Genomic DNA, 18,239 nt, shown 5'->3' on the forward strand with positions numbered 1-18,239 from the left:
TAGGTGCCTGACTGAGGACGAGGGTACGGCACACCCCGGGCGTCCCACGTGCTCAGGAGGCATTCGGCGGCCGGTCAGTAACGGCGCTCCTGCTTCTGCTTGCACTCCACGCACAGAGTGGCCCGCGGGAAGGCCTGCATGCGGGCCTTGCCGATGGGGTTGCCGCAGTTCTCGCACAGGCCGTAGGTACCGGCGTCGAGGCGTTCCAGGGCGCGCTCGGTCTGGACGAGCATCTCGCGCGCGTTGGCGGCCAGCGCCAGCTCGTGCTCGCGCGTGATGTTCTTGCTGCCGGTGTCCGCCTCGTCGTGACCGGCGCCGTCCCCGGAGTCCCGCATCAGACCGGCGAGCGACCGCTCCGACGACTCGAGCTCCTCACGCAGCCGGGTCTCCTCGGACGTCAGCTCGGCACGCGCCTCCTCGACCTCCGCCTCCGTCCAGGGGTCCTCGCCCGGGCGTACCGCGAGCTCACCCGGCTCCGCCGCGGCCCCCCGTGCCTTCGGTACAGCGGTCTTGGCCGCCGTCGCCGTGCCAGGAGTCTTCTTCGCACCCACCGTCGTCGCTCCCGTCTGCTGCGCGGCCTCGGCCGCACGCGCCTTCTTGGCCGTACTGCTGCCGGCCGTGTCCTGTGTGACGGCGCCGGTCCGGGCCGTGCCCTTCCCGACTCCGCCCTTCGTGGTGGTGCTCTCGCCTCCGGCGCGAACGCCCTCGGCCTCGACGCCCTTCTCGGCGGCACCGGCCTTGGCGGCCTTCACCCTCCTGACAGCGGCCTTCTTCTCCGCCGCCTTCTTGACCGCCGTCTTCTCGACTGCCGCCTTCTTGGCCGCCGCCTTCTTGGCCCCCGTCTCCTTGACCGCGGCCTTCTTGGCCCCCGTCTCCTTGGCTGGCGCCTCTGTGGCCGCCACGCTCTCGGCCGCCGTCTCCTTGGCCTCAGCCTTCCCGGCGGCCGCCTTGCTGGCCGGCACCTTCTCGACTGCCGCCTTCCTGGCCGGAGCCTTCCTGGCCGGCACCTTCTCGACTGCCGCCTCTGTGGCCACCGCCTTCTCGGCCGCCGTCTCCTTGGCCGGGGCCGCCTTGGCCGGGGCCTTCCCAGCTGTCGGCCCCTTGGCCGTCGCCTCCTTGGCTGCCGCCTTCCCGGCCGCCGTCCCCTTGAGCGCCGTCTCCTTGGCGGGGGCCTTCTTCGCCGGGGCCTTCCCGGCCGCGGCCTCCTTGACCGCCGTCTTCCTGGCTCCCGCCTTCTTGGCCGCCCTCCCCCTCTCGGTCGTCTCCTCGGCCGTCGCCTCGGTCGTCTCCTCGGCCGGAGCCTTGGCCACGGCCTCCTTGGCCGCGGCCTCCCGTGTCGCAGCCCCCTTCGTCGCGGCCTTCTTGGTAACGGCCTTCCCGGCCTTGGCCACCACTTCCCCGGCCACGGCCTTCTTGCCCGTCACCTTCTTGACCGCCGTCTTCGTCTTCTCGACAGCCGACTTCGTCCCCTCGGTCGCCTTCCCGGCCGCCCCCTTCGCCGCCCGCCCCGCCGAGCCCCCCTGCGTGGTCTTCTTCCCGCCCACATCCTTGGCCGCACCGCCGGAGGCCTCCGCGGACCTGCCGGACGCCGGCTGCTGTACGGCGGTCTTCTTCGCCACCATGGCCGCGGCCCCTTCACATATTGTGATCTTGCTCGCGAATCGTGCTGGGACGATAAATCGACTTGAGTCCCGCGGCAACGGGGCACACCGCCCGATTCGCCCGCCTCGCGCACGCCGCGCGGCGAACCTGCATCCGTTGTGCCCAGCTCCCCGCCGGGTAATCCGCCGAGCCGGACGTCCCAGGATCCGAACACCCATACCTCGCCATTCGGGTCATCAAACCCATACGTCACCCAATACGGCGTCCCGCACGGCTCCCCTCCCCCGACCGCCCCGAAAAGCGGTCGGCCGCTGTCCGTGCGGCGCCGTACACTGGGCGGAGCGAGAAGCGTGGATGGGGACGAGTAGCGGCGTACGCAGCCCAGAGCGACCCGGGGACGGTGGAAGCCCGGGGGCGAGCGCGACGTGAAGATCACCCCGGAGCCGCCGGAAGAAAACCGCCGCCCAGCGCAGTGGCCAGTAGAACCGGCATCGCGACCCCAATGAGGGGGCTCACCGGCGCACACCCCGCACCGGAGGGCCAAGGAGGGTGGTACCGCGGGAGCGCGCCGAAGGCGGCGCAGGCAGACGTAGCTCTCGTCCCTCCGGACGGAAGGCAGCAAGTCCGCCGGAGGAAGCCCGCTGATGACATCGCCGACGTATCGCCAGGTACCCGCCCAGGTCGACCTGCCCGCCCTCGAGCACGCCGTGCTCGACTTCTGGCGCGAGCAGAAGATCTTCGCCAAGAGCCTGGAGCAGTCCGAGGGCCGCCCCGAATGGGTGTTCTACGAGGGCCCGCCCACCGCCAACGGCATGCCCGGCGCCCACCACATCGAGGCCCGCGTCTTCAAGGACGTCTTCCCCCGCTTCCGCACCATGCGCGGCTACCACGTGGCCCGCAAGGCCGGCTGGGACTGCCACGGCCTCCCGGTGGAGCTCGCCGTGGAGAAGGAGCTCGGCTTCTCCGGCAAGCAGGACATCGAGGCGTACGGCATCGCCGAGTTCAACGCGAAGTGCCGCGAGTCGGTGACCCGGCACACGGACGCCTTCGAAGAGCTCACGACCCGCATGGGCTACTGGACCGACCTCACCGAGCCCTACCGCACCATGGACCCCGAGTACATCGAGTCGGTCTGGTGGTCGCTGAAGGAGATCTTCAACAAGGGCCTGCTGGCCCAGGACCACCGCGTCGCCCCCTGGTGCCCCCGCTGCGGCACGGGCCTGTCGGACCACGAGCTGGCGCAGGGCTACGAGACGGTCGTCGACCCGTCGGTCTTCGTCCGCTTCCCGCTCACCTCCGGCCCGCTGGCCGGCGAGGCCGCGCTCCTGGTGTGGACGACCACGCCCTGGACGCTCGTCTCCAACACGGCGGTCGCCGCGCACCCCGAGGTGACCTACGTCGTCGCGACCGACGGCGAGGAGAAGCTCGTCGTCGCCGAGCCGCTCGTCGCCAAGGCCCTCGGCGAGGGCTGGGAGACCACCGGCCAGACGTTCACGGGCGCCGAGCTGGAGCGCTGGACGTACCAGCGGCCGTTCGAGCTGGTCGAGTTCCCGGAGACCGAGGGCGGCACGCACTACGTCGTGAACGCCGAGTACGTCACGACCGAGGACGGTACGGGTCTGGTCCACCAGTCCCCCGCCTTCGGTGAGGACGACCTCAAGGTCTGCCGCGCGTACGGCCTGCCGGTCGTGAACCCGGTCCGCCCGGACGGCACGTTCGAGGAGGACGTCCCCCTCGTCGGCGGCGTCTTCTTCAAGAAGGCGGACGAAAAGCTCACCGAGGACCTCCAGCAGCGCGGCCTGCTCTTCAAGCACATCCCGTACGAGCACAGCTACCCGCACTGCTGGCGCTGCCACACCGCGCTGCTCTACTACGCGCAGCCCTCCTGGTACATCCGCACCACCGAGGTCAAGGACCGCCTCCTCGCGGAGAACGAGAACACCAACTGGTTCCCGGACACGGTCAAGAACGGCCGGTACGGCGACTGGCTGAACAACAACATCGACTGGGCGCTGTCCCGCAACCGCTACTGGGGCACGCCGCTGCCGATCTGGCGCTGCGAGGACGACCACCTCACCTGCGTCGGCTCCCTCACCGAGCTGACCGAGCTGACCGGCACCGACCAGTCGGGCCTGGACCCGCACCGCCCGTTCATCGACGGGGTCACCTTCGCCTGTCCGCAGGAGGGCTGCGGGCAGACCGCCACGCGCGTGCCGGAGGTCATCGACGCCTGGTACGACTCGGGTTCGATGCCGTTCGCGCAGTGGGGCTACCCGTACAAGAACAAGGAGATCTTCGAGGCGCGTTACCCGGCGCAGTTCATCTGCGAGGCCATCGACCAGACCCGCGGCTGGTTCTACACGCTGATGGCGGTCGGCACGCTGGTCTTCGACAAGTCGTCGTACGAGAACGTGGTCTGCCTGGGCCACATCCTCGCCGAGGACGGCCGCAAGATGTCCAAGCACCTGGGCAACACCCTGGAGCCGATCCCGCTCATGGACCGGCACGGCGCCGACGCGGTCCGCTGGTTCATGGCGGCCGGCGGCTCCCCCTGGGCGGCCCGCCGCGTCGGCCACGGCACCATCCAGGAGGTCGTCCGCAAGACGCTCCTCACGTACTGGAACACGGTCGCCTTCCAGGCCCTGTACGCCCGCACGTCCGGCTGGGCCCCGTCCGAGGCCGACCCGGCCCCGGCCGACCGCCCGGTCCTGGACCGCTGGCTGCTGTCCGAACTGCACGCGCTCACCGACCAGGTCACCCAGGCCCTCGACGCCTACGACACCCAGCGCGCCGGCAAGCTGCTGTCCGCGTTCGTCGACGACCTGTCCAACTGGTACGTGCGCCGCTCCCGCCGCCGCTTCTGGCAGGGCGACAAGGCGGCGCTGCGCACGCTGCACGAGGTCGTCGAGACGGTGACGCAGCTGATGGCCCCCCTGACCCCGTTCATCACCGAGCGGGTGTGGCAGGACCTGATCGTCCCGGTCACCCCGGGCGCCCCGGAGTCGGTCCACCTGTCGACCTGGCCCGAGGCCGACCTCACCGCCATCGACCCGGAGCTCTCCAGGCAGATGGTGCTGGTGCGCCGGCTCGTGGAGCTGGGCCGTGCCACGCGCGCGGAGTCGGGCGTCAAGACGCGTCAGCCGCTGTCCCGCGCGCTGATCGCGGCGACGGGCTTCGAGACGCTCGGCTCGGAACTGCGCACGCAGATCACGGAGGAGCTGAACGTCGAGTCCCTGGCGACGCTGAGCGAGGTCGGCGGGTCCCTGGTCGACACCACCGCCAAGGCCAACTTCCGCGCGCTGGGCAAGCGTTTCGGCAAGCGCGTCCAGGACGTGGCCAAGGCCGTCGCGAACGCGGACGCGGCCGCCCTGTCCCTGGCCCTGCGCGAGGGCACGGCGTCGGTGGAGGTCGACGGCGAGACGGTCACCCTCGCTCCGGACGAGGTGATCATCACGGAGACCCCGCGCGAGGGCTGGTCGGTGGCGTCCGACTCGGGTGCGACGGTGGCGCTGGACCTGGAGATCACGGAGGAGCTCCGCCGTGCGGGTCTGGCCCGTGACGCGATCCGCCTGATCCAGGAGGCCCGCAAGAACAGCGGCCTCGACGTGGCCGACCGCATCGCACTGCGCTGGACCGCCACGGACCCGGCGACGGTCGCGGCGCTCACCGACCACGCCGGCCTGATCGCCGACGAGGTCCTGGCCACAGACTTCGCCGAAGGCGACGCGGACGACAGCTACGGGAACCCGTTCACGGACGAGGGCCTGACGCTGACGTTCCGTCTGCGCAAGGTGTAGCCACAGGGGCCCACAGGCCGAAGGCCCGGACCCGCCAAAGATCTTGGTGGGTCCGGGCCTTCGGCGTTGCGTACGCACGAACGCGGTTACGCACCCACGAACACGGGTGCTGTGCGCACGAACACGCAGCGGCAAAAGGGCGGGGCCCCGGGATCAACCCGGGGCCCCGCCCTGAACGCTGCCGACGTCTAGGCCGTACTACTGGCCATCAGGCCGTCAGTTGTCGTCCTCGTCGATCAGGAAGCCTCGCATGGGCGAGGGCGCCTGGCCCATCGGCGACGGGCCCTGCGGACGCACCGGCGCCATGGGCTGGGTCATCGCCGGGGACATCTGCTGCTGACCGCCGTAGGACGGACCGGACTGCGAGGGACCGCCGCCCATCGTCTGGTTGCCACCGCCGTAGGACGGGGCGCTCGCGCCGGCCGGTGCCATGGAAGGCGCCGGGGACGGCGGGAGGGACGCGGTCGCCGGAGTACGCGGCGGGGCCAGCGAGTCGTCGGCCTGGGTCTCCAGCTGACGCAGCTGCGACTCCAGGTACGACTTCAGGCGCGTGCGGTACTCGCGCTCGAAGCCGCGCAGGTCCTCGACCTTGCGCTCCAGCGTGGCGCGGGCGGACTCCAGGGAGCCCATCGCGACGCGGTGCTTCTCCTGCGCGTCCCGCTCCAGGGCATCGGCCTTGGCACGGGCGTCACGCTCCAGACCCTCGGCACGCGAACGCGCCTCGCCGACGATCTTGTTGGCTTCGGAACGGGCCTCGGCGATCGCCTGGTCGGCGGTCTGCTGGGCCAGCGAGAGGACACGGGCGGCGCTGTCGCCACCGGGGCCTCCCTGACCGGGGCCGCCCATCGGACCGCCCATGGGGCCGCCCATCGGACCACCCATCTGCTGCTGCATGGGGGGCTGGCCCATCGGGCCGGGACCGCCCGGACCCTGGCCCATCGGGCCGGGACCCTGCGGGCCACCCTGACCGCCGGGACCGGCGGGCAGCTGCGGGGCACCGCTCGGCAGCTGGGGCGGACCACCCATGGGGCCACCCATCTGCTGCTGCGGCGGGCCCGATATGCCGGCGGGTACGGGACCACCTGGACCGCGCATGCCCTGCTGCTGCTGTTGCTGCTGCTGATCCTGCTGCTCGGGAGGCTTGCGCATGTTCTGCTGATTCTGGGCAGCAGCGCGCGTGGCCGCGGCCAGCTTGGCGCGCAGGTCCTCGTTCTCGCGGAGCAGGCGGGTCAGTTCGGCTTCGACCTCGTCGAGGAAGGCATCGACCTCGTCCTCGTCATAGCCTTCTCGGAGGCGGACGGTCGTGAACTGCTTGTTCCGCACGTCCTCGGGGGTCAACGGCATCTCTTCACCTCAACGTAGTCGTCGGCATTCGGCAAGACCGTAGTTCACATCGCTCACAGCCGGCTCACGATCGAGATCAGGATGTAGACGATGATCATCAGCACGAAGAAGGACAGGTCGAGCGCCACGCCCCCGAGACGCAGCGGCGGAATGAACCGCCGCAGAAGCTTGAGCGGTGGATCCGTGACAGTGTAGGTGGCCTCCAGAACGACCACCATCGCCTTGCCTGGTTGCCATGAGCGGGCGAACTGGAAGACGTAGTCCATGACCAACCGGAAGATGAGCACGATGAGGAAGCACATCAGCGCGATGTAGACGACATCCAAAACCACGCTCATGACCTCTTGCTTCCCTCTCCCCTGTGCCCTGCTGTTGCTGCTGTTTCCGGTGTTACGTCTCAGCTCTGGTTGAAGAACCCGCCCTCTGCGATGCGGGCCTTGTCCTCCGCCGTGACATCGACGTTAGCAGGCGACAACAGGAACACCTTCTGCGTCACCCGCTCGATACTGCCGTGAAGACCAAACACCAAACCAGCCGCAAAGTCGACAAGTCGCTTCGCGTCTGTGTCATCCATCTCAGTCAGATTCATGATCACCGGGGTGCCTTCACGGAAGTGTTCCCCGATGGTACGGGCCTCGTTGTAGGTCCGTGGGTGGAGCGTGGTGATCCGGTAAGGCTCTCGTTCGGACACGACCTTGGGCATGATCACCGGTGCGTTCTTCTCCAGACTTGCGCGTTCTTGTGTGATGGATGCCACGGGCGCGATGCGCGCCGGGCGGCCGGATTCCGCGGGTAGCGAAGCGGAACGGGCGGCCGGTTCACGAGGTGCGGGCGGCTGTACGACTCGTACCTCTTCGTCCCTTTGGGGCTGATGTGAGGCATGCGGCTGGTGGGACGGCTCGTGCCGTCGGTGGTCCCGCTCGGGCTCCGGGTCCAGTTCTGGTTCGAAGTCGTCGTCGGGGTCAAATCCGCGGCCGTCGTACCCATCGTCCTCCACGAGGCCGAGGTAGACCGCCATCTTGCGCATCGCGCCGGCCATGCTCTGAGTCCTCCGCTCTGTGGTGGATCGGCTGACGACTGCCAAGTGCCCGCGATCCACGTGGTCCTTGAATCCGCCTTTCGGCGGCAATGACCATATTTTCTGCTGTGGTCCGACTTCTTGGCGACGTTACCCGAGCCTGGGGCGGACTCCGAGTACCGCGCTGCCGACGCGCACATGTGTCGCTCCGGCCGCCACGGCCTGTTCGAGGTCCGCACTCATCCCTGCCGAGACCATGGTGGCAGCCGGATGACTCCGGCGCAGGTCGGTGGACAAATCCATCAACCGCCCGAAGGCCGCCTGTTCGCGTCCCGCGTACTCCCCGGTGAGCGGTGCGACGGTCATCAGTCCGCCGAGTCGCAGCCCCGGTGCTTCCGCGACGAGGGCGGCCAACTCTTCGATTCCCGCGGGCGCGACGCCACCCCGCTCGCCCCGCGCGCTCTCGCCGGCGTCGAGTGCGACCTGGATGAGACACCCCAGCTCCCGCCCGGCCCGGACGGCCTCCTTCGACAGAGCTGTGACGAGCTTGGAACGATCGACGGACTGCACGAAGTCCGCGTAACCGGCCACGGATCGCACCTTGTTGGTCTGGAGTTGACCGACAAAATGCCAAGTAAGGGGCAGATCCGCGCAGGCGGCGGCCTTCGGTGCCGCGTCCTGGTCGCGGTTCTCGGCGACGTGCCGCACGCCGAGTTCCGAGAGGATCCGCACATCGGTCGCGGGGTAGGTCTTGGTGACCACGATCAGGGTCACCTCTTCGTGCCCCCGCCCCGCGGCCGCACAGGCGTCGGCGATGCGACGCTCAACTTTCGCCAGATTTGCGGCGAGTTCGTCCTTGCGGTCCGTCATGTCCTATCAGTCCAGCCACACATAGCCCGCGAGCCGACCGGTCGTGCGGTCGCGGCGGTACGAGAAGTGATCCTCCGACTCCAGCGTGCACACCGGCGACTGCGCCCGGTCACGCACCCCGAGCCGTTCCAGTTGGGCGTGCACTCCCGCGCTCACGTCGACCGCCGGTGTGCCCCAACTCGTCTCGGCGTACGCCGCCGGCTCGATGGCGGACACCTCGGCACGCATCGCCTCGGGCACCTCGTAACACCGGCCGCACACGGTGGGCCCGGTGCGGGCGACGATCCGGGAGGGCTCGGCGCCCAGGTCCGTCATCGCGCGTAGCGCGGCCGGGACGACTCCGGCGATCATGCCGGGGCGGCCCGCGTGGGCCGCGGCGGCGATTCCGGCGACGGGATCGGCGAGCAGTACCGGCACGCAGTCGGCGGTGAGCACGGCGAGGGCGAGCCCCCGCCGCGTCGTGACGATCGCGTCGACCGACGGGATCCCGGAGGAAGATCCCCACGGCCCGTCCACCACCGCCACGTCGGCCCCGTGCACCTGGTTCATCCAGACCACCCGGTCCGGCTCGACGCCCAGGGACTTCGCGGCCAGTTCGCGGTTGGCGCGTACGGCGCCGGGGTCGTCACCGACCGCCCCGCCGAGATTGAGCTCCTCATACGGAGCGGCGCTCACCCCGCCCCACCGGTCGGTGAAGGCGAAGTGGGCGCCGCTCACGCTTTCGCGCTGTCCTATCACGTCAGAAGGATCACTTGAGGAAGTCCGGTACGTCCAGTTCCTCGGCCGCGCTGTCCGAGTAGGTCCGCGGCGCCGGCGGGACCGGCGGGGCGACCGGGATGTCCTCGACCGGCTTCGGAGCGGGCTCCGGGTCCTCCTTCGGGGTCACGCTGCCGAGCGAACCGAAGGACGGGCGGCTCTCGGTCTGCCGCGCCGGGGCCGGCTCCTCGCGCTTGACCGAGGACGAGCCGAGGACGTTGTCCCGCTTGGAGGGCGGCTGGCCGCCGTCGAAGCCGGCCGCGATCACGGTGACCCTGACCTCGTCGCCCAGGGCGTCGTCGATCACCGCGCCGAAGATGATGTTGGCCTCGGGGTGGGCGGCCTCGCTCACCAGCTGGGCGGCCTCGTTGATCTCGAACAGACCGAGGTCCGAGCCACCGGAGATCGAGAGCAGCACACCGCGGGCGCCGTCGATGGACGCCTCCAGCAGCGGCGAGGAGATCGCCATCTCGGCGGCGGCCACCGCGCGGTCGTCGCCGCGGGCGGAGCCGATGCCCATCAGGGCCGAGCCGGCCTCGGACATGACCGACTTGACGTCGGCGAAGTCGAGGTTGATGAGGCCCGGGGTGGTGATGAGGTCGGTGATGCCCTGGACACCGGAGAGCAGGACCTGGTCGGCCGACTTGAAGGCGTCCAGCACCGAGACCTGGCGGTCCGAGATGGACAGCAGCCGGTCGTTCGGGATGACGATGAGGGTGTCGACCTCTTCGCGGAGCTCGGCGATGCCGTCCTCGGCCTGGTTCGCGCGGCGCCGTCCCTCGAAGGTGAACGGGCGCGTCACCACGCCGATGGTGAGGGCACCGAGCGAGCGGGCGATGTTGGCCACGACGGGCGCGCCGCCGGTGCCGGTGCCGCCGCCTTCACCGGCTGTCACGAAGACCATGTCGGCCCCCTTGAGGACCTCCTCGATCTCCTCGCGGTGGTCCTCGGCGGCCTTGCGGCCCACGGCCGGGTTGGCTCCGGCGCCGAGTCCGCGGGTGAGTTCACGGCCGACGTCCAGCTTGACGTCGGCGTCGCTCATCAACAGAGCTTGCGCGTCGGTGTTGATGGCGATGAACTCGACGCCCTTGAGACCGACCTCGATCATCCGGTTGATGGCATTGACACCACCGCCGCCGACACCGATGACTTTGATGACTGCGAGGTAGTTCTGCGGTGCTGCCACGTCGAAGGCCTCTCGCCTCGAGTTACGTGTCGCCGAATCACCGTGGCGCGCTGCGCCCCGCGACCCGACGACTGATGCCGAATGGGACGGTCCGTATCGCCGACCCGAACCCTAACCCTGAAGTTTAGGGTTACCAGTGTGTCTGTTCCTTGGACTCTTCTGAACAGGACACTAAGTCGACAAGTGGCGCACGTTCAACGAACACGCCGAACCTCCCGTTTTTCTTTTCACCCTATGTGATCAGCCGTAGCACTGCCCAACCAGGGTGCTGGCCTGCGCGGATGTGCGTCAACTCCCTGATGACGCAGGCGCGGTGGGAACACTCACGTCGAAGTACCGCGCGCCGGGTGAGGCTTTCATCAGGGCGGTGAGTGTACGGGCCTTCGCGGCGCCCTTCTCGCTGCTTCCCCAGACGACCGTACGGCCGTCCCTCAACTCCAGCGAGATGTCGTCGTAGGAACGGACCTTGACGGTCCGTGTGTCGCGCGCGACGGCGGCCGGAACCGCACGGGCGACGCCGACCGCCTCGCGCACCAGCCGGGACTCGCCGAAGCGGCGCAGGCTCGCGGCGGCGGAGCTGGACCGGGAGAGCGTCAATTCCAGTGCGGGCACGCCTTTCGGCGCCCTGGAAACCGTGGCGAATCGGACACCTTCATCGTCCACTTCGATGAACTTTCGGCCCTTTTGGACAATCAGAACCGGAGTCCGCTCGACCACTTTCAGGTCGATTCCATGAGGCCAGGAACGGACCACGTCAACCGAGTCAATTCGGGGCAATTTCTGGCGCAGTCTCGTCTCGATCGCATCGGTGTCGACGGAAATCAGCGGCTCCCCGAGGGGGACGTCGGCGGCCGCCTCGACCTGAGCCGGCGTCAGCACCCGTGTGCCCGACACGGAGACCTGCTCGGCGCGCAGCCACTCGGAGCCGTAGAACAGCCACACCGTCGGGATGCCGAGGAACACCAGGACGAGACCCAGGATGACGATGGCGCGAAGCCGGGCCCGCCTCGACCGCAGGCGGGGCGGCGGGCTGGACGATTCCTGCTGGCGTTGACCGCGCTCGGCGGTGGTCGATCCGGCCACGCTCCCCTGCCTTCCGTCATACAGTCCTAGCGGTGTGCACGAGCGGCGGCGATCGCCTCGTACACCATGCCGACGAGCAGGTCGTCGGCGTCCCGGCGGCCGAACTCGGCGGCGGCGCGGGACATCTGGTACAGCCGGTGCGGGTCGGCGAGCACGGGCAGGACGTTCTGCTGGACCCACTCGGGGGTCAGCTCCGCGTCGTCGACCAGCAGGCCGCCGCCGGCCTTGACCACCGGCTGGGCGTTGAGCCGCTGTTCGCCGTTGCCGATGGGCAGCGGGACGTAGGCGGCCGGGAGCCCGACGGCGGAGAGCTCGGCGACGGTCATCGCGCCCGCGCGGCACAGCATCATGTCGGCCGCGGCGTACGCGAGGTCCATCCGGTCCAGGTAACTTACCGGGATGTAGGGGGGCATTCCCGGCATCTGCTGGACGTGCGGCAGTTCGTTCTTCGGTCCGACCGCGTGCAGGATCTGGATTCCGGCCTGCTGGAGCCAGGGCGCGACCTGCTGGACGACCTCGTTCAGGCGGCGGGCGCCCTGGGAGCCGCCGGTGACCAGCAGCGTGGGCAGGTTCGGGTCGAGACCGAAGGCGGCCCGGGCCTCGGGGCGTACGGCGGCCCGGTCCAGGGTGGCGATGGAGCGGCGCAGCGGGATGCCGATGTACCGGGCGTTACGCAGCTTGCTGTCCGGGGTGGAGACGGCGACCTGGCTGGCGTACCGCGAGCCGATCTTGTTGGCCAGTCCCGGGCGGGCGTTGGCCTCGTGGATGATGATCGGCACGCCGAGGCGCTTGGCCGCGAGGTAGCCGGGCAGGGCGACGTAGCCGCCGAAGCCGACCACGGCGTCCGCCTTGGTGCGCTCCAGGATCTGCTCGGTCGCCTTGATGGTGCCGCGCAGCCGGCCCGGGACGGTGATCAGCTCGGGGGTGGGCTTGCGCGGCAGCGGTACGGCCGGGATCAGCGCGAGTTCGTAGCCACGCTCGGGTACGAGACGTGTCTCCAGGCCTCGCTCCGTGCCCAGGGCCGTGATGCCCACGGACGGATCCTGCCTGCGCAGGGCATCCGCGAGGGCGAGCGCGGGCTCGATGTGGCCCGCGGTTCCTCCGCCGGCGAGTACGACATGCACCGAAATTCACCGCTCTCCGGACGAGCGCGCCGCCGAGGCGCGTCGTCGCATCGTGTTCCATCTCCGGGGACTCCGGCCGGAACCGGTTCCCCCAGCCCCCCGCTTTCTACCAAAGCGGGGTTGCCGCATCGCAAGCGCCGCCCGCGCAGCGGGCTCGTCGCGCGCGAAGGCGATCAGCAACCCGATGGCGAACATGGTCGGCAGCAGGGCGGATCCCCCGTAGGAGAACAGCGGGAGGGGGACGCCGGCGATCGGCAGCAGACCGAGCACCGCACCGATGTTGATCACGGCCTGGGCCGTGATCCAGGTGGTCACGCCTCCCGCGGCATACCTCACGAAGGGGTCCTCCGTGCGTCCGGCCACGCGGATACCCGCATAGCCTAGAGCCGCGAAGAGGGCGAGTACCGACAGCGTCCCCGCCAGGCCCAGTTCCTCACCGGTGACGGCGAAGATGAAGTCGGTGTGGGCTTCGGGGAGTTGGCCCCATTTCTCCACACTCGCACCCAGTCCGGAACCGAAGATTCCGCCCGAGGCGAGGGCGTAGATGCCGTGCACGGCCTGCCAGCAGTCGACCGGGCCGGACTGGGGTTCGGTGGCGCCGAGGCACTGGAGGCGCGCCATGCGGTTGGGGCTGGTCTTGATGAGGATCAGGCCGAGTACGGCGGCGATCGACAGCACGCCGGCGAACAGCCGCGTGGGGGCGCCGGCCAGCCAGAGCAGGCCGAACAGGATGGCCGTGAGGATGATCGCGGTGCCCATGTCGCCGCCGATCATGATCAGACCGAGCAGCATGAAGGCGGCCGGGACCAGCGGCACCAGCATGTGCTTCCACTGGGTCAGCAGCTTCTTGTCCTGCTTACGGGCGAGCAGATCGGCGCCCCACAGCACGAGGGCGAGCTTGCCGAACTCGCTGGGCTGGATCTGGAAGGAGCCGCCGACCGCGATCCAGTTCTGGTTGCCGTTGACCGACACTCCTATCCCGGGGATCTGCACCAGGGCCATGAGGAAGACGGCGCCGGCGAGGATCGGATAGGCCAGGGCGCGGTGCAGCTTCACGGGCATCCGGGATGCGGCGAACAGCAGCCCTGCGCCGATCACGGCGGCCAGCAGCTGCTTGCGGAAGAAGTACGAGCCCGGCAGCGACATCTGGAGCGCGGTGATCTGCGAGGCCGAGTAGACCATCACCAGGCCCAGCACGGTGATCAGCAGACTGCCGCCGAAGATGAGGTAGTAGGCGGTCAGCGGCCGGTCCCAGCCCCTGCGCGCACGGGTGTAGAAGGCCAGGACGCCGTTCTCACGGGCGAGCCGGGGCGTCGCGGTGCGCTTGGGCGTGCGTGGGACCGGAGGCCGTCCGGTGCGGCTGGTGGGCATCGCCGCTCACCCCGCCATGCCGAAGGGGAACGTTCGGCACCCAGGGGGTGTTTCGCTCCCCGGCCGCTCGGGCACCAGCCACATCCGTGTCACGCGTCCCTCCCAGATACGCCCGGCGCCGCCGCCGGGCGAGGCGGACCCGGGTCAGCCGTCGGCGGAGCCGAGCTCGCGAACGGCGTCCGCGAAAGCGTCCCCGCGCTTGTTGTAGTTGGCGAACATGTCCATGGAGGCGCAGGCCGGAGCCAGCAGCACCGTGTCACCGGCCTGAGCGAGCCGCCGCGCCTCCTGAACCGCCGCGCGCATCGCCCCAGTGTCGGTCCGGTCGAGGTCGACGACGGGTACTTCCGGTGCGTGTCGCGCCAGGGCTTCGCGGATCAGCGCGCGGTCCGCGCCGATCAGTACGGCCCCCCGCAGCCGCGGCGCCGACTTGGTGACCAGCTCGTCGAACGTCGCCCCCTTCGCCAGCCCGCCCGCGATCCACACGATCGACTCGTAGGCCGCCAACGAGGCTTCCGCGGCGTGGGTGTTGGTGGCCTTGGAGTCGTCGACGTACGCGACCCCGTCCACGTCGGCCACGTGCGCGATGCGGTGGGCGTCCGGGGTGAACGCCCGCAGGCCGTCCCGTACGGCCTTGGCGGGCACGCCGTACGCCCGCGCGAGGGCCGCCGCCGCGAGGGCGTTGGCGATGTTGTGCGGGGCCGGCGGGTTGACGTCGGCGACCTCGGCGAGCTCCTGGGCGTTCTTCTGCCGGTTCTCGACGAAGGCACGGTCGACGAGGATGCCCTCCACGACGCCGAGTTGGGAGGGCGCGGGCGTGCCGAGGGTGAAGCCGACGGCCCGGCAGCCCTCCTCGACGTCGGCCTCGCGGACCAGGTCCTCGGTGGCCTTGTCGGCGGCGTTGTAGACGCAGGCGACGCGATTGCCCTCGTAGATGCGGCCCTTGTCGGCGGCGTACGCCTCCATGGAGCCGTGCCAGTCGAGGTGGTCGGGGGCGAGGTTGAGCACGGCGGCCGAGTGGGCGCGCAGGGACGGCGCCCAGTGGAGCTGGTAGCTGGACAGCTCCACGGCCAGCACGTCGTACTGCTCCTCGCCGAGCACCGCGTCCAGCAGGGAGACGCCGATGTTGCCGACGGCGGCCGTGCGCAGGCCCGCCGCCTTCAGGATCGAGGCGAGCATCTGCACCGTGGTGGTCTTGCCGTTGGTGCCCGTGACGGCGAGCCAGGGGGCCGCGTCGGGGCCGCGCAGGCGCCAGGCCAGCTCGACGTCGCCCCAGACGGGGACGCCTGCCCGCTCCGCCACCGCGAACAGCGGCTTGTCCGGCTTCCAGCCGGGCGCGGTGACGATCAGCTCGGTGCCCTCGGGCAGGGTGTCGCCGTCACCGAGGCGCACGGTGATGCCGAGCGCCTCCAGTTCGGCGGCCTGCGCCCGCGCGCGCTCGTCGGCGCCGTCGTTGACGGCCGTGACGATCGCGCCGAGGCCGTGCAGCACCTTGGCCGCCGGGAGGCCGGAGACGCCGAGCCCGGCGACGGTGACGTGCTTGCCCTTGAACTCCGAAGACACCGAGGAGGTCACTTGTCCGCTGCCCATCCTGCATAGAAGAGGCCCAGTCCGACGATCACACAAATGCCCTGAATGATCCAGAAGCGGACCACGACGAGTACTTCGGACCAGCCCTTGAGTTCGAAGTGGTGCTGGAGTGGCGCCATCCGGAAGACGCGCTTGCCCGTGAGCTTGAAGGAGCCGACCTGGATGACCACCGACATGGTGATCAGGACGAACAGGCCGCCGAGGAGGGCGATCAGCAGCTCGGTGCGGGAGCAGATCGCGAGGCCGGCGAGCACACCGCCGAGCGCGAGCGAACCGGTGTCACCCATGAAGATCTTGGCCGGCGAGGTGTTCCACCACAGGAACCCGAGGCAGGCGCCCATCAGCGCGGAGGCCACCACCGCGAGGTCGAGGGGGTCCCGCACCTCGAAGCAGGCGCCCGGGTTGGTCAGCGTCTGCGCGTTGGCGCAGGACTCCTGGAACTGCCAGACGCCGATGAACGTGTAGGCACCGAAGACGAGCACCGAGGCGCCGGTGGCCAGACCGTCCAGACCGTCGGTGAGGTTCACGCCGTTCGACATCGCGAGGATCATGAACAGCGCCCAGACCACGAACAGCACGGGGCCGATCGTCCAGCCGAAGTCCGTGATGAACGACAGCTTCGTGGAGGCCGGGGTGTTGCCGCGGTTGTCCGCGAACTGGAGCGAGAGCACCGCGAAGGCGATGCCGACGATCAGCTGGCCGGCCATCTTCGCCTTGGCCCGCAGACCCAGCGAACGCCGCTTGACGATCTTGATGTAGTCGTCGAGGAAGCCGACCAGACCCATGCCGACCATCAGACCGAGCACCAGCAGACCCGAGAAGGTCGGCGCCGCGTCGGCCTCCGGGTCCAGATAGCCCGTGATCACCTTGGCCAGGAAGTACGCGGCGACCGTCGCGAAGATGAAGGCGATACCGCCCATGGTCGGCGTACCGCGCTTGCTGGCGTGCTCGCGCGGGCCGTCGTCGCGGATGTACTGACCGTAGCCCTTGCGCGCGAGCAGCTTGATCAGCAGCGGGGTGCCGACCAGGGTCAGGAAGAGGCCAATGACTCCTGCGAACAGGATCTGCTTCATCATCGGGCGGAAACCTCACCCTCGGCACCGGACTCGAGCAGCGCCTGCGCCACGCTCTCGAGGCCGACCGAACGGGACGCCTTCACGAGTACGACGTCTCCCGGGCGCAACTCGCTGCGCAACAGGTCGACCGCCGCCTGTGCGTCGGACACGTGCACCGACTCCTCACCCCACGAACCCTCGTTATATGCGCCCAGTTGCAGCCAGGCGGCTTCCCTGCCACCGACCGCGACGAGCTTGCTGACGTTGAGCCGGACGGCGAGCCGTCCGACCGCGTCGTGCTCGGCGAGAGCCTCGTCCCCGAGCTCGGCCATCTTGCCGAGCACCGCCCACGTACGGCGCCCCTTGCCGATCGCCGCGAGCGCGCGCAGAGCGGCTCGCATGGACTCGGGGTTCGCGTTGTAGGCGTCGTTGACGACCGTCACGCCGTCCGGGCGCTCGGTGACCTCCATCCGCCAGCGGGAGAGGGAGCCCGCCTCGGAGAGCGCGACGGCGATCTCGTCTGCGGACATGCCCAACTCGTGGGCGACGGCGGCCGCGGCGAGCGCGTTCGACACGTGGTGCTCACCGTACAGGCGCATGGTCACATCGCTTGCACCGGAGGGTGTGTGAAGCCTGAATGCGGGCTGTCCCGTGTCCGTGAGTCGCACGTTCTCGGCGCGAACGTCCGCTTCGTCGGACTCTCCGAAAAAGATCACCTTCGCCTTCGTACGGGAGGCCATGGCCCGCACGTAGGGGTCGTCCGCGTTGAGGACGGCCGTCCCGTCCTCCGGGAGGGACTCGACGAGTTCGCCCTTGGCCTGCGCGATCTGCTCGCGGCCGCCGAACTCGCCGATGTGGGCGCTGCCGACGTTCAGGACGAGGCCGACCTTCGGGGGCGTGAGACCCGTGAGGTAGGAGATGTGCCCGATACCGCGGGCCCCCATCTCCAGGACGAGGAACCGGGTGTCCTCGGTGGCGCTGAGCGCGGTCAGCGGCAGCCCGATCTCGTTGTTGAGCGAGCCGGGCGTGAAGACCGTGGGCGCCTTGCGCTGGAGCACCTGCGCGATCAGGTCCTTGGTGCTGGTCTTGCCCGCCGAGCCGGTGAGAGCGACGAGGGTGGCGCCGAGACGTCGTACGACGTGCCGCGCGAGGGCGCCGAGCGCGGCCTGGACGTCGTCCACGACGATCGCGGGCACGCCGACGGGCCGGGTGCCGAGCACGGCCACCGCTCCCGCCTCGACGACCGCGGCCGCGAAGTCGTGGCCGTCCACGCGCTCGCCGGCGAAGGCGACGAACAGGCTGCCCGGCCCCGCCTCGCGGGAGTCCCGGACGACCGGGCCGGTGACCTGGACGGTCGGATCCGGTATGTCGTGCGTCTGCCCGCCGACGACTTCTGCGATCTCGGCGAGGGAGAGGGCGATCACAAGTTCATCCCCTGGATCATGC

General features: G+C 69.8%; 14 protein-coding genes. 1 reads left to right on the top strand and 13 read right to left on the bottom strand.

All coding sequences use genetic code 11. From position 1 onward, the window contains the following. Positions 1 to 74: 74 nt before the first annotated feature. The gene (locus CP976_RS44470; RefSeq protein ID WP_308430033.1) at positions 75 to 1,622 is read right to left on the bottom strand and encodes a TraR/DksA family transcriptional regulator; all 1,548 of its coding nucleotides are present in this window, start codon (positions 1,620 to 1,622) and stop codon (positions 75 to 77) included. Between the two features lie 624 nt (positions 1,623 to 2,246). Here CP976_RS44470 and ileS point away from each other — a divergent pair. Then, a complete protein-coding gene (gene ileS / locus CP976_RS11995; RefSeq protein ID WP_150480347.1) occupies positions 2,247 to 5,399 on the top strand; it encodes an isoleucine--tRNA ligase in 3,153 nt (1,050 codons plus the stop codon). Positions 5,400 to 5,615: 216 nt separating this feature from the next. Here the strand turns inward: ileS and CP976_RS12000 are convergent, their stop codons facing one another. From CP976_RS12000 to CP976_RS12060, 12 genes are all read right to left on the bottom strand, one after another. Beyond that, the gene (locus CP976_RS12000) at positions 5,616 to 6,743 is read right to left on the bottom strand and encodes a DivIVA domain-containing protein (RefSeq protein WP_150480348.1); all 1,128 of its coding nucleotides are present in this window, start codon (positions 6,741 to 6,743) and stop codon (positions 5,616 to 5,618) included. A gap of 53 nt (positions 6,744 to 6,796) precedes the next feature. Further along, positions 6,797 to 7,081, bottom strand: coding sequence for a YggT family protein (locus tag CP976_RS12005; RefSeq protein WP_007448661.1), 285 nt, complete (start codon positions 7,079 to 7,081; stop codon positions 6,797 to 6,799). Between the two features lie 59 nt (positions 7,082 to 7,140). Next, a complete protein-coding gene (locus CP976_RS12010) occupies positions 7,141 to 7,782 on the bottom strand; it encodes a cell division protein SepF (RefSeq protein WP_086602706.1) in 642 nt (213 codons plus the stop codon). A gap of 129 nt (positions 7,783 to 7,911) precedes the next feature. Then, positions 7,912 to 8,631, bottom strand: coding sequence for a YggS family pyridoxal phosphate-dependent enzyme (locus CP976_RS12015; protein ID WP_150480349.1), 720 nt, complete (start codon positions 8,629 to 8,631; stop codon positions 7,912 to 7,914). A gap of 6 nt (positions 8,632 to 8,637) precedes the next feature. Beyond that, positions 8,638 to 9,369, bottom strand: a complete 732-nt coding sequence (pgeF, locus tag CP976_RS12020) for a peptidoglycan editing factor PgeF (protein WP_150480350.1) — start codon at positions 9,367 to 9,369, stop codon at positions 8,638 to 8,640. 10 nt (positions 9,370 to 9,379) lie between these two features. After that, entirely contained in the window at positions 9,380 to 10,573 is a 1,194-nt protein-coding gene (gene ftsZ / locus CP976_RS12025) for a cell division protein FtsZ (protein WP_150480351.1), read from the bottom strand. Positions 10,574 to 10,861: 288 nt separating this feature from the next. After that, on the bottom strand, positions 10,862 to 11,656 hold the full coding sequence (locus CP976_RS12035; protein ID WP_150480353.1) for a cell division protein FtsQ/DivIB: 795 nt from the start codon (positions 11,654 to 11,656) through the stop codon (positions 10,862 to 10,864). A gap of 26 nt (positions 11,657 to 11,682) precedes the next feature. Beyond that, a complete protein-coding gene (gene murG / locus CP976_RS12040) occupies positions 11,683 to 12,780 on the bottom strand; it encodes an undecaprenyldiphospho-muramoylpentapeptide beta-N-acetylglucosaminyltransferase (protein WP_150480354.1) in 1,098 nt (365 codons plus the stop codon). Between the two features lie 6 nt (positions 12,781 to 12,786). After that, positions 12,787 to 14,151 (bottom strand): putative lipid II flippase FtsW, encoded by a 1,365-nt coding sequence (ftsW, locus tag CP976_RS12045; protein ID WP_150480355.1) that lies wholly within the window; start codon positions 14,149 to 14,151, stop codon positions 12,787 to 12,789. A gap of 144 nt (positions 14,152 to 14,295) precedes the next feature. After that, positions 14,296 to 15,738 carry a UDP-N-acetylmuramoyl-L-alanine--D-glutamate ligase gene (murD, locus tag CP976_RS12050; protein ID WP_190146944.1) on the bottom strand — a complete coding sequence of 481 codons (1,443 nt, stop codon included), beginning with the start codon at positions 15,736 to 15,738 and terminating at the stop codon, positions 14,296 to 14,298. After that, on the bottom strand, positions 15,720 to 16,811 hold the full coding sequence (gene mraY / locus CP976_RS12055) for a phospho-N-acetylmuramoyl-pentapeptide-transferase (protein WP_086854586.1): 1,092 nt from the start codon (positions 16,809 to 16,811) through the stop codon (positions 15,720 to 15,722). Before mraY ends, murD begins: the two co-directional genes overlap by 19 nt. Next, a complete protein-coding gene (locus CP976_RS12060) occupies positions 16,811 to 18,217 on the bottom strand; it encodes a UDP-N-acetylmuramoyl-tripeptide--D-alanyl-D-alanine ligase (RefSeq protein WP_150480356.1) in 1,407 nt (468 codons plus the stop codon). Before CP976_RS12060 ends, mraY begins: the two co-directional genes overlap by 1 nt. Positions 18,218 to 18,239: the final 22 nt, after the last annotated feature.

The sequence above is a fragment of the Streptomyces coeruleorubidus genome (assembly GCF_008705135.1).
In the GTDB taxonomy this organism is placed as follows: Bacteria; Actinomycetota; Actinomycetes; order Streptomycetales; family Streptomycetaceae; genus Streptomyces; species Streptomyces coeruleofuscus.

Excerpts from the sequence above, each read along its gene's own strand:
- CP976_RS44470 (WP_308430033.1), bottom strand. The coding sequence starts at position 1,622 with ATGGTGGCGAAGAAGACCGCCGTACAGCAGCCGGCGTCCGGCAGGTCC.
- mraY (WP_086854586.1), bottom strand. The coding sequence starts at position 16,811 with ATGAAGCAGATCCTGTTCGCAGGAGTCATTGGCCTCTTCCTGACCCTG.
- murD (WP_190146944.1), bottom strand. The coding sequence starts at position 15,738 with ATGGGCAGCGGACAAGTGACCTCCTCGGTGTCTTCGGAGTTCAAGGGC.
- CP976_RS12000 (WP_150480348.1), bottom strand. The coding sequence starts at position 6,743 with ATGCCGTTGACCCCCGAGGACGTGCGGAACAAGCAGTTCACGACCGTC.
- CP976_RS12005 (WP_007448661.1), bottom strand. The coding sequence starts at position 7,081 with ATGAGCGTGGTTTTGGATGTCGTCTACATCGCGCTGATGTGCTTCCTC.
- CP976_RS12010 (WP_086602706.1), bottom strand. The coding sequence starts at position 7,782 with ATGGCCGGCGCGATGCGCAAGATGGCGGTCTACCTCGGCCTCGTGGAG.
- ftsW (WP_150480355.1), bottom strand. The coding sequence starts at position 14,151 with ATGCCCACCAGCCGCACCGGACGGCCTCCGGTCCCACGCACGCCCAAG.
- ileS (WP_150480347.1), top strand. The coding sequence starts at position 2,247 with ATGACATCGCCGACGTATCGCCAGGTACCCGCCCAGGTCGACCTGCCC.
- CP976_RS12015 (WP_150480349.1), bottom strand. The coding sequence starts at position 8,631 with ATGACGGACCGCAAGGACGAACTCGCCGCAAATCTGGCGAAAGTTGAG.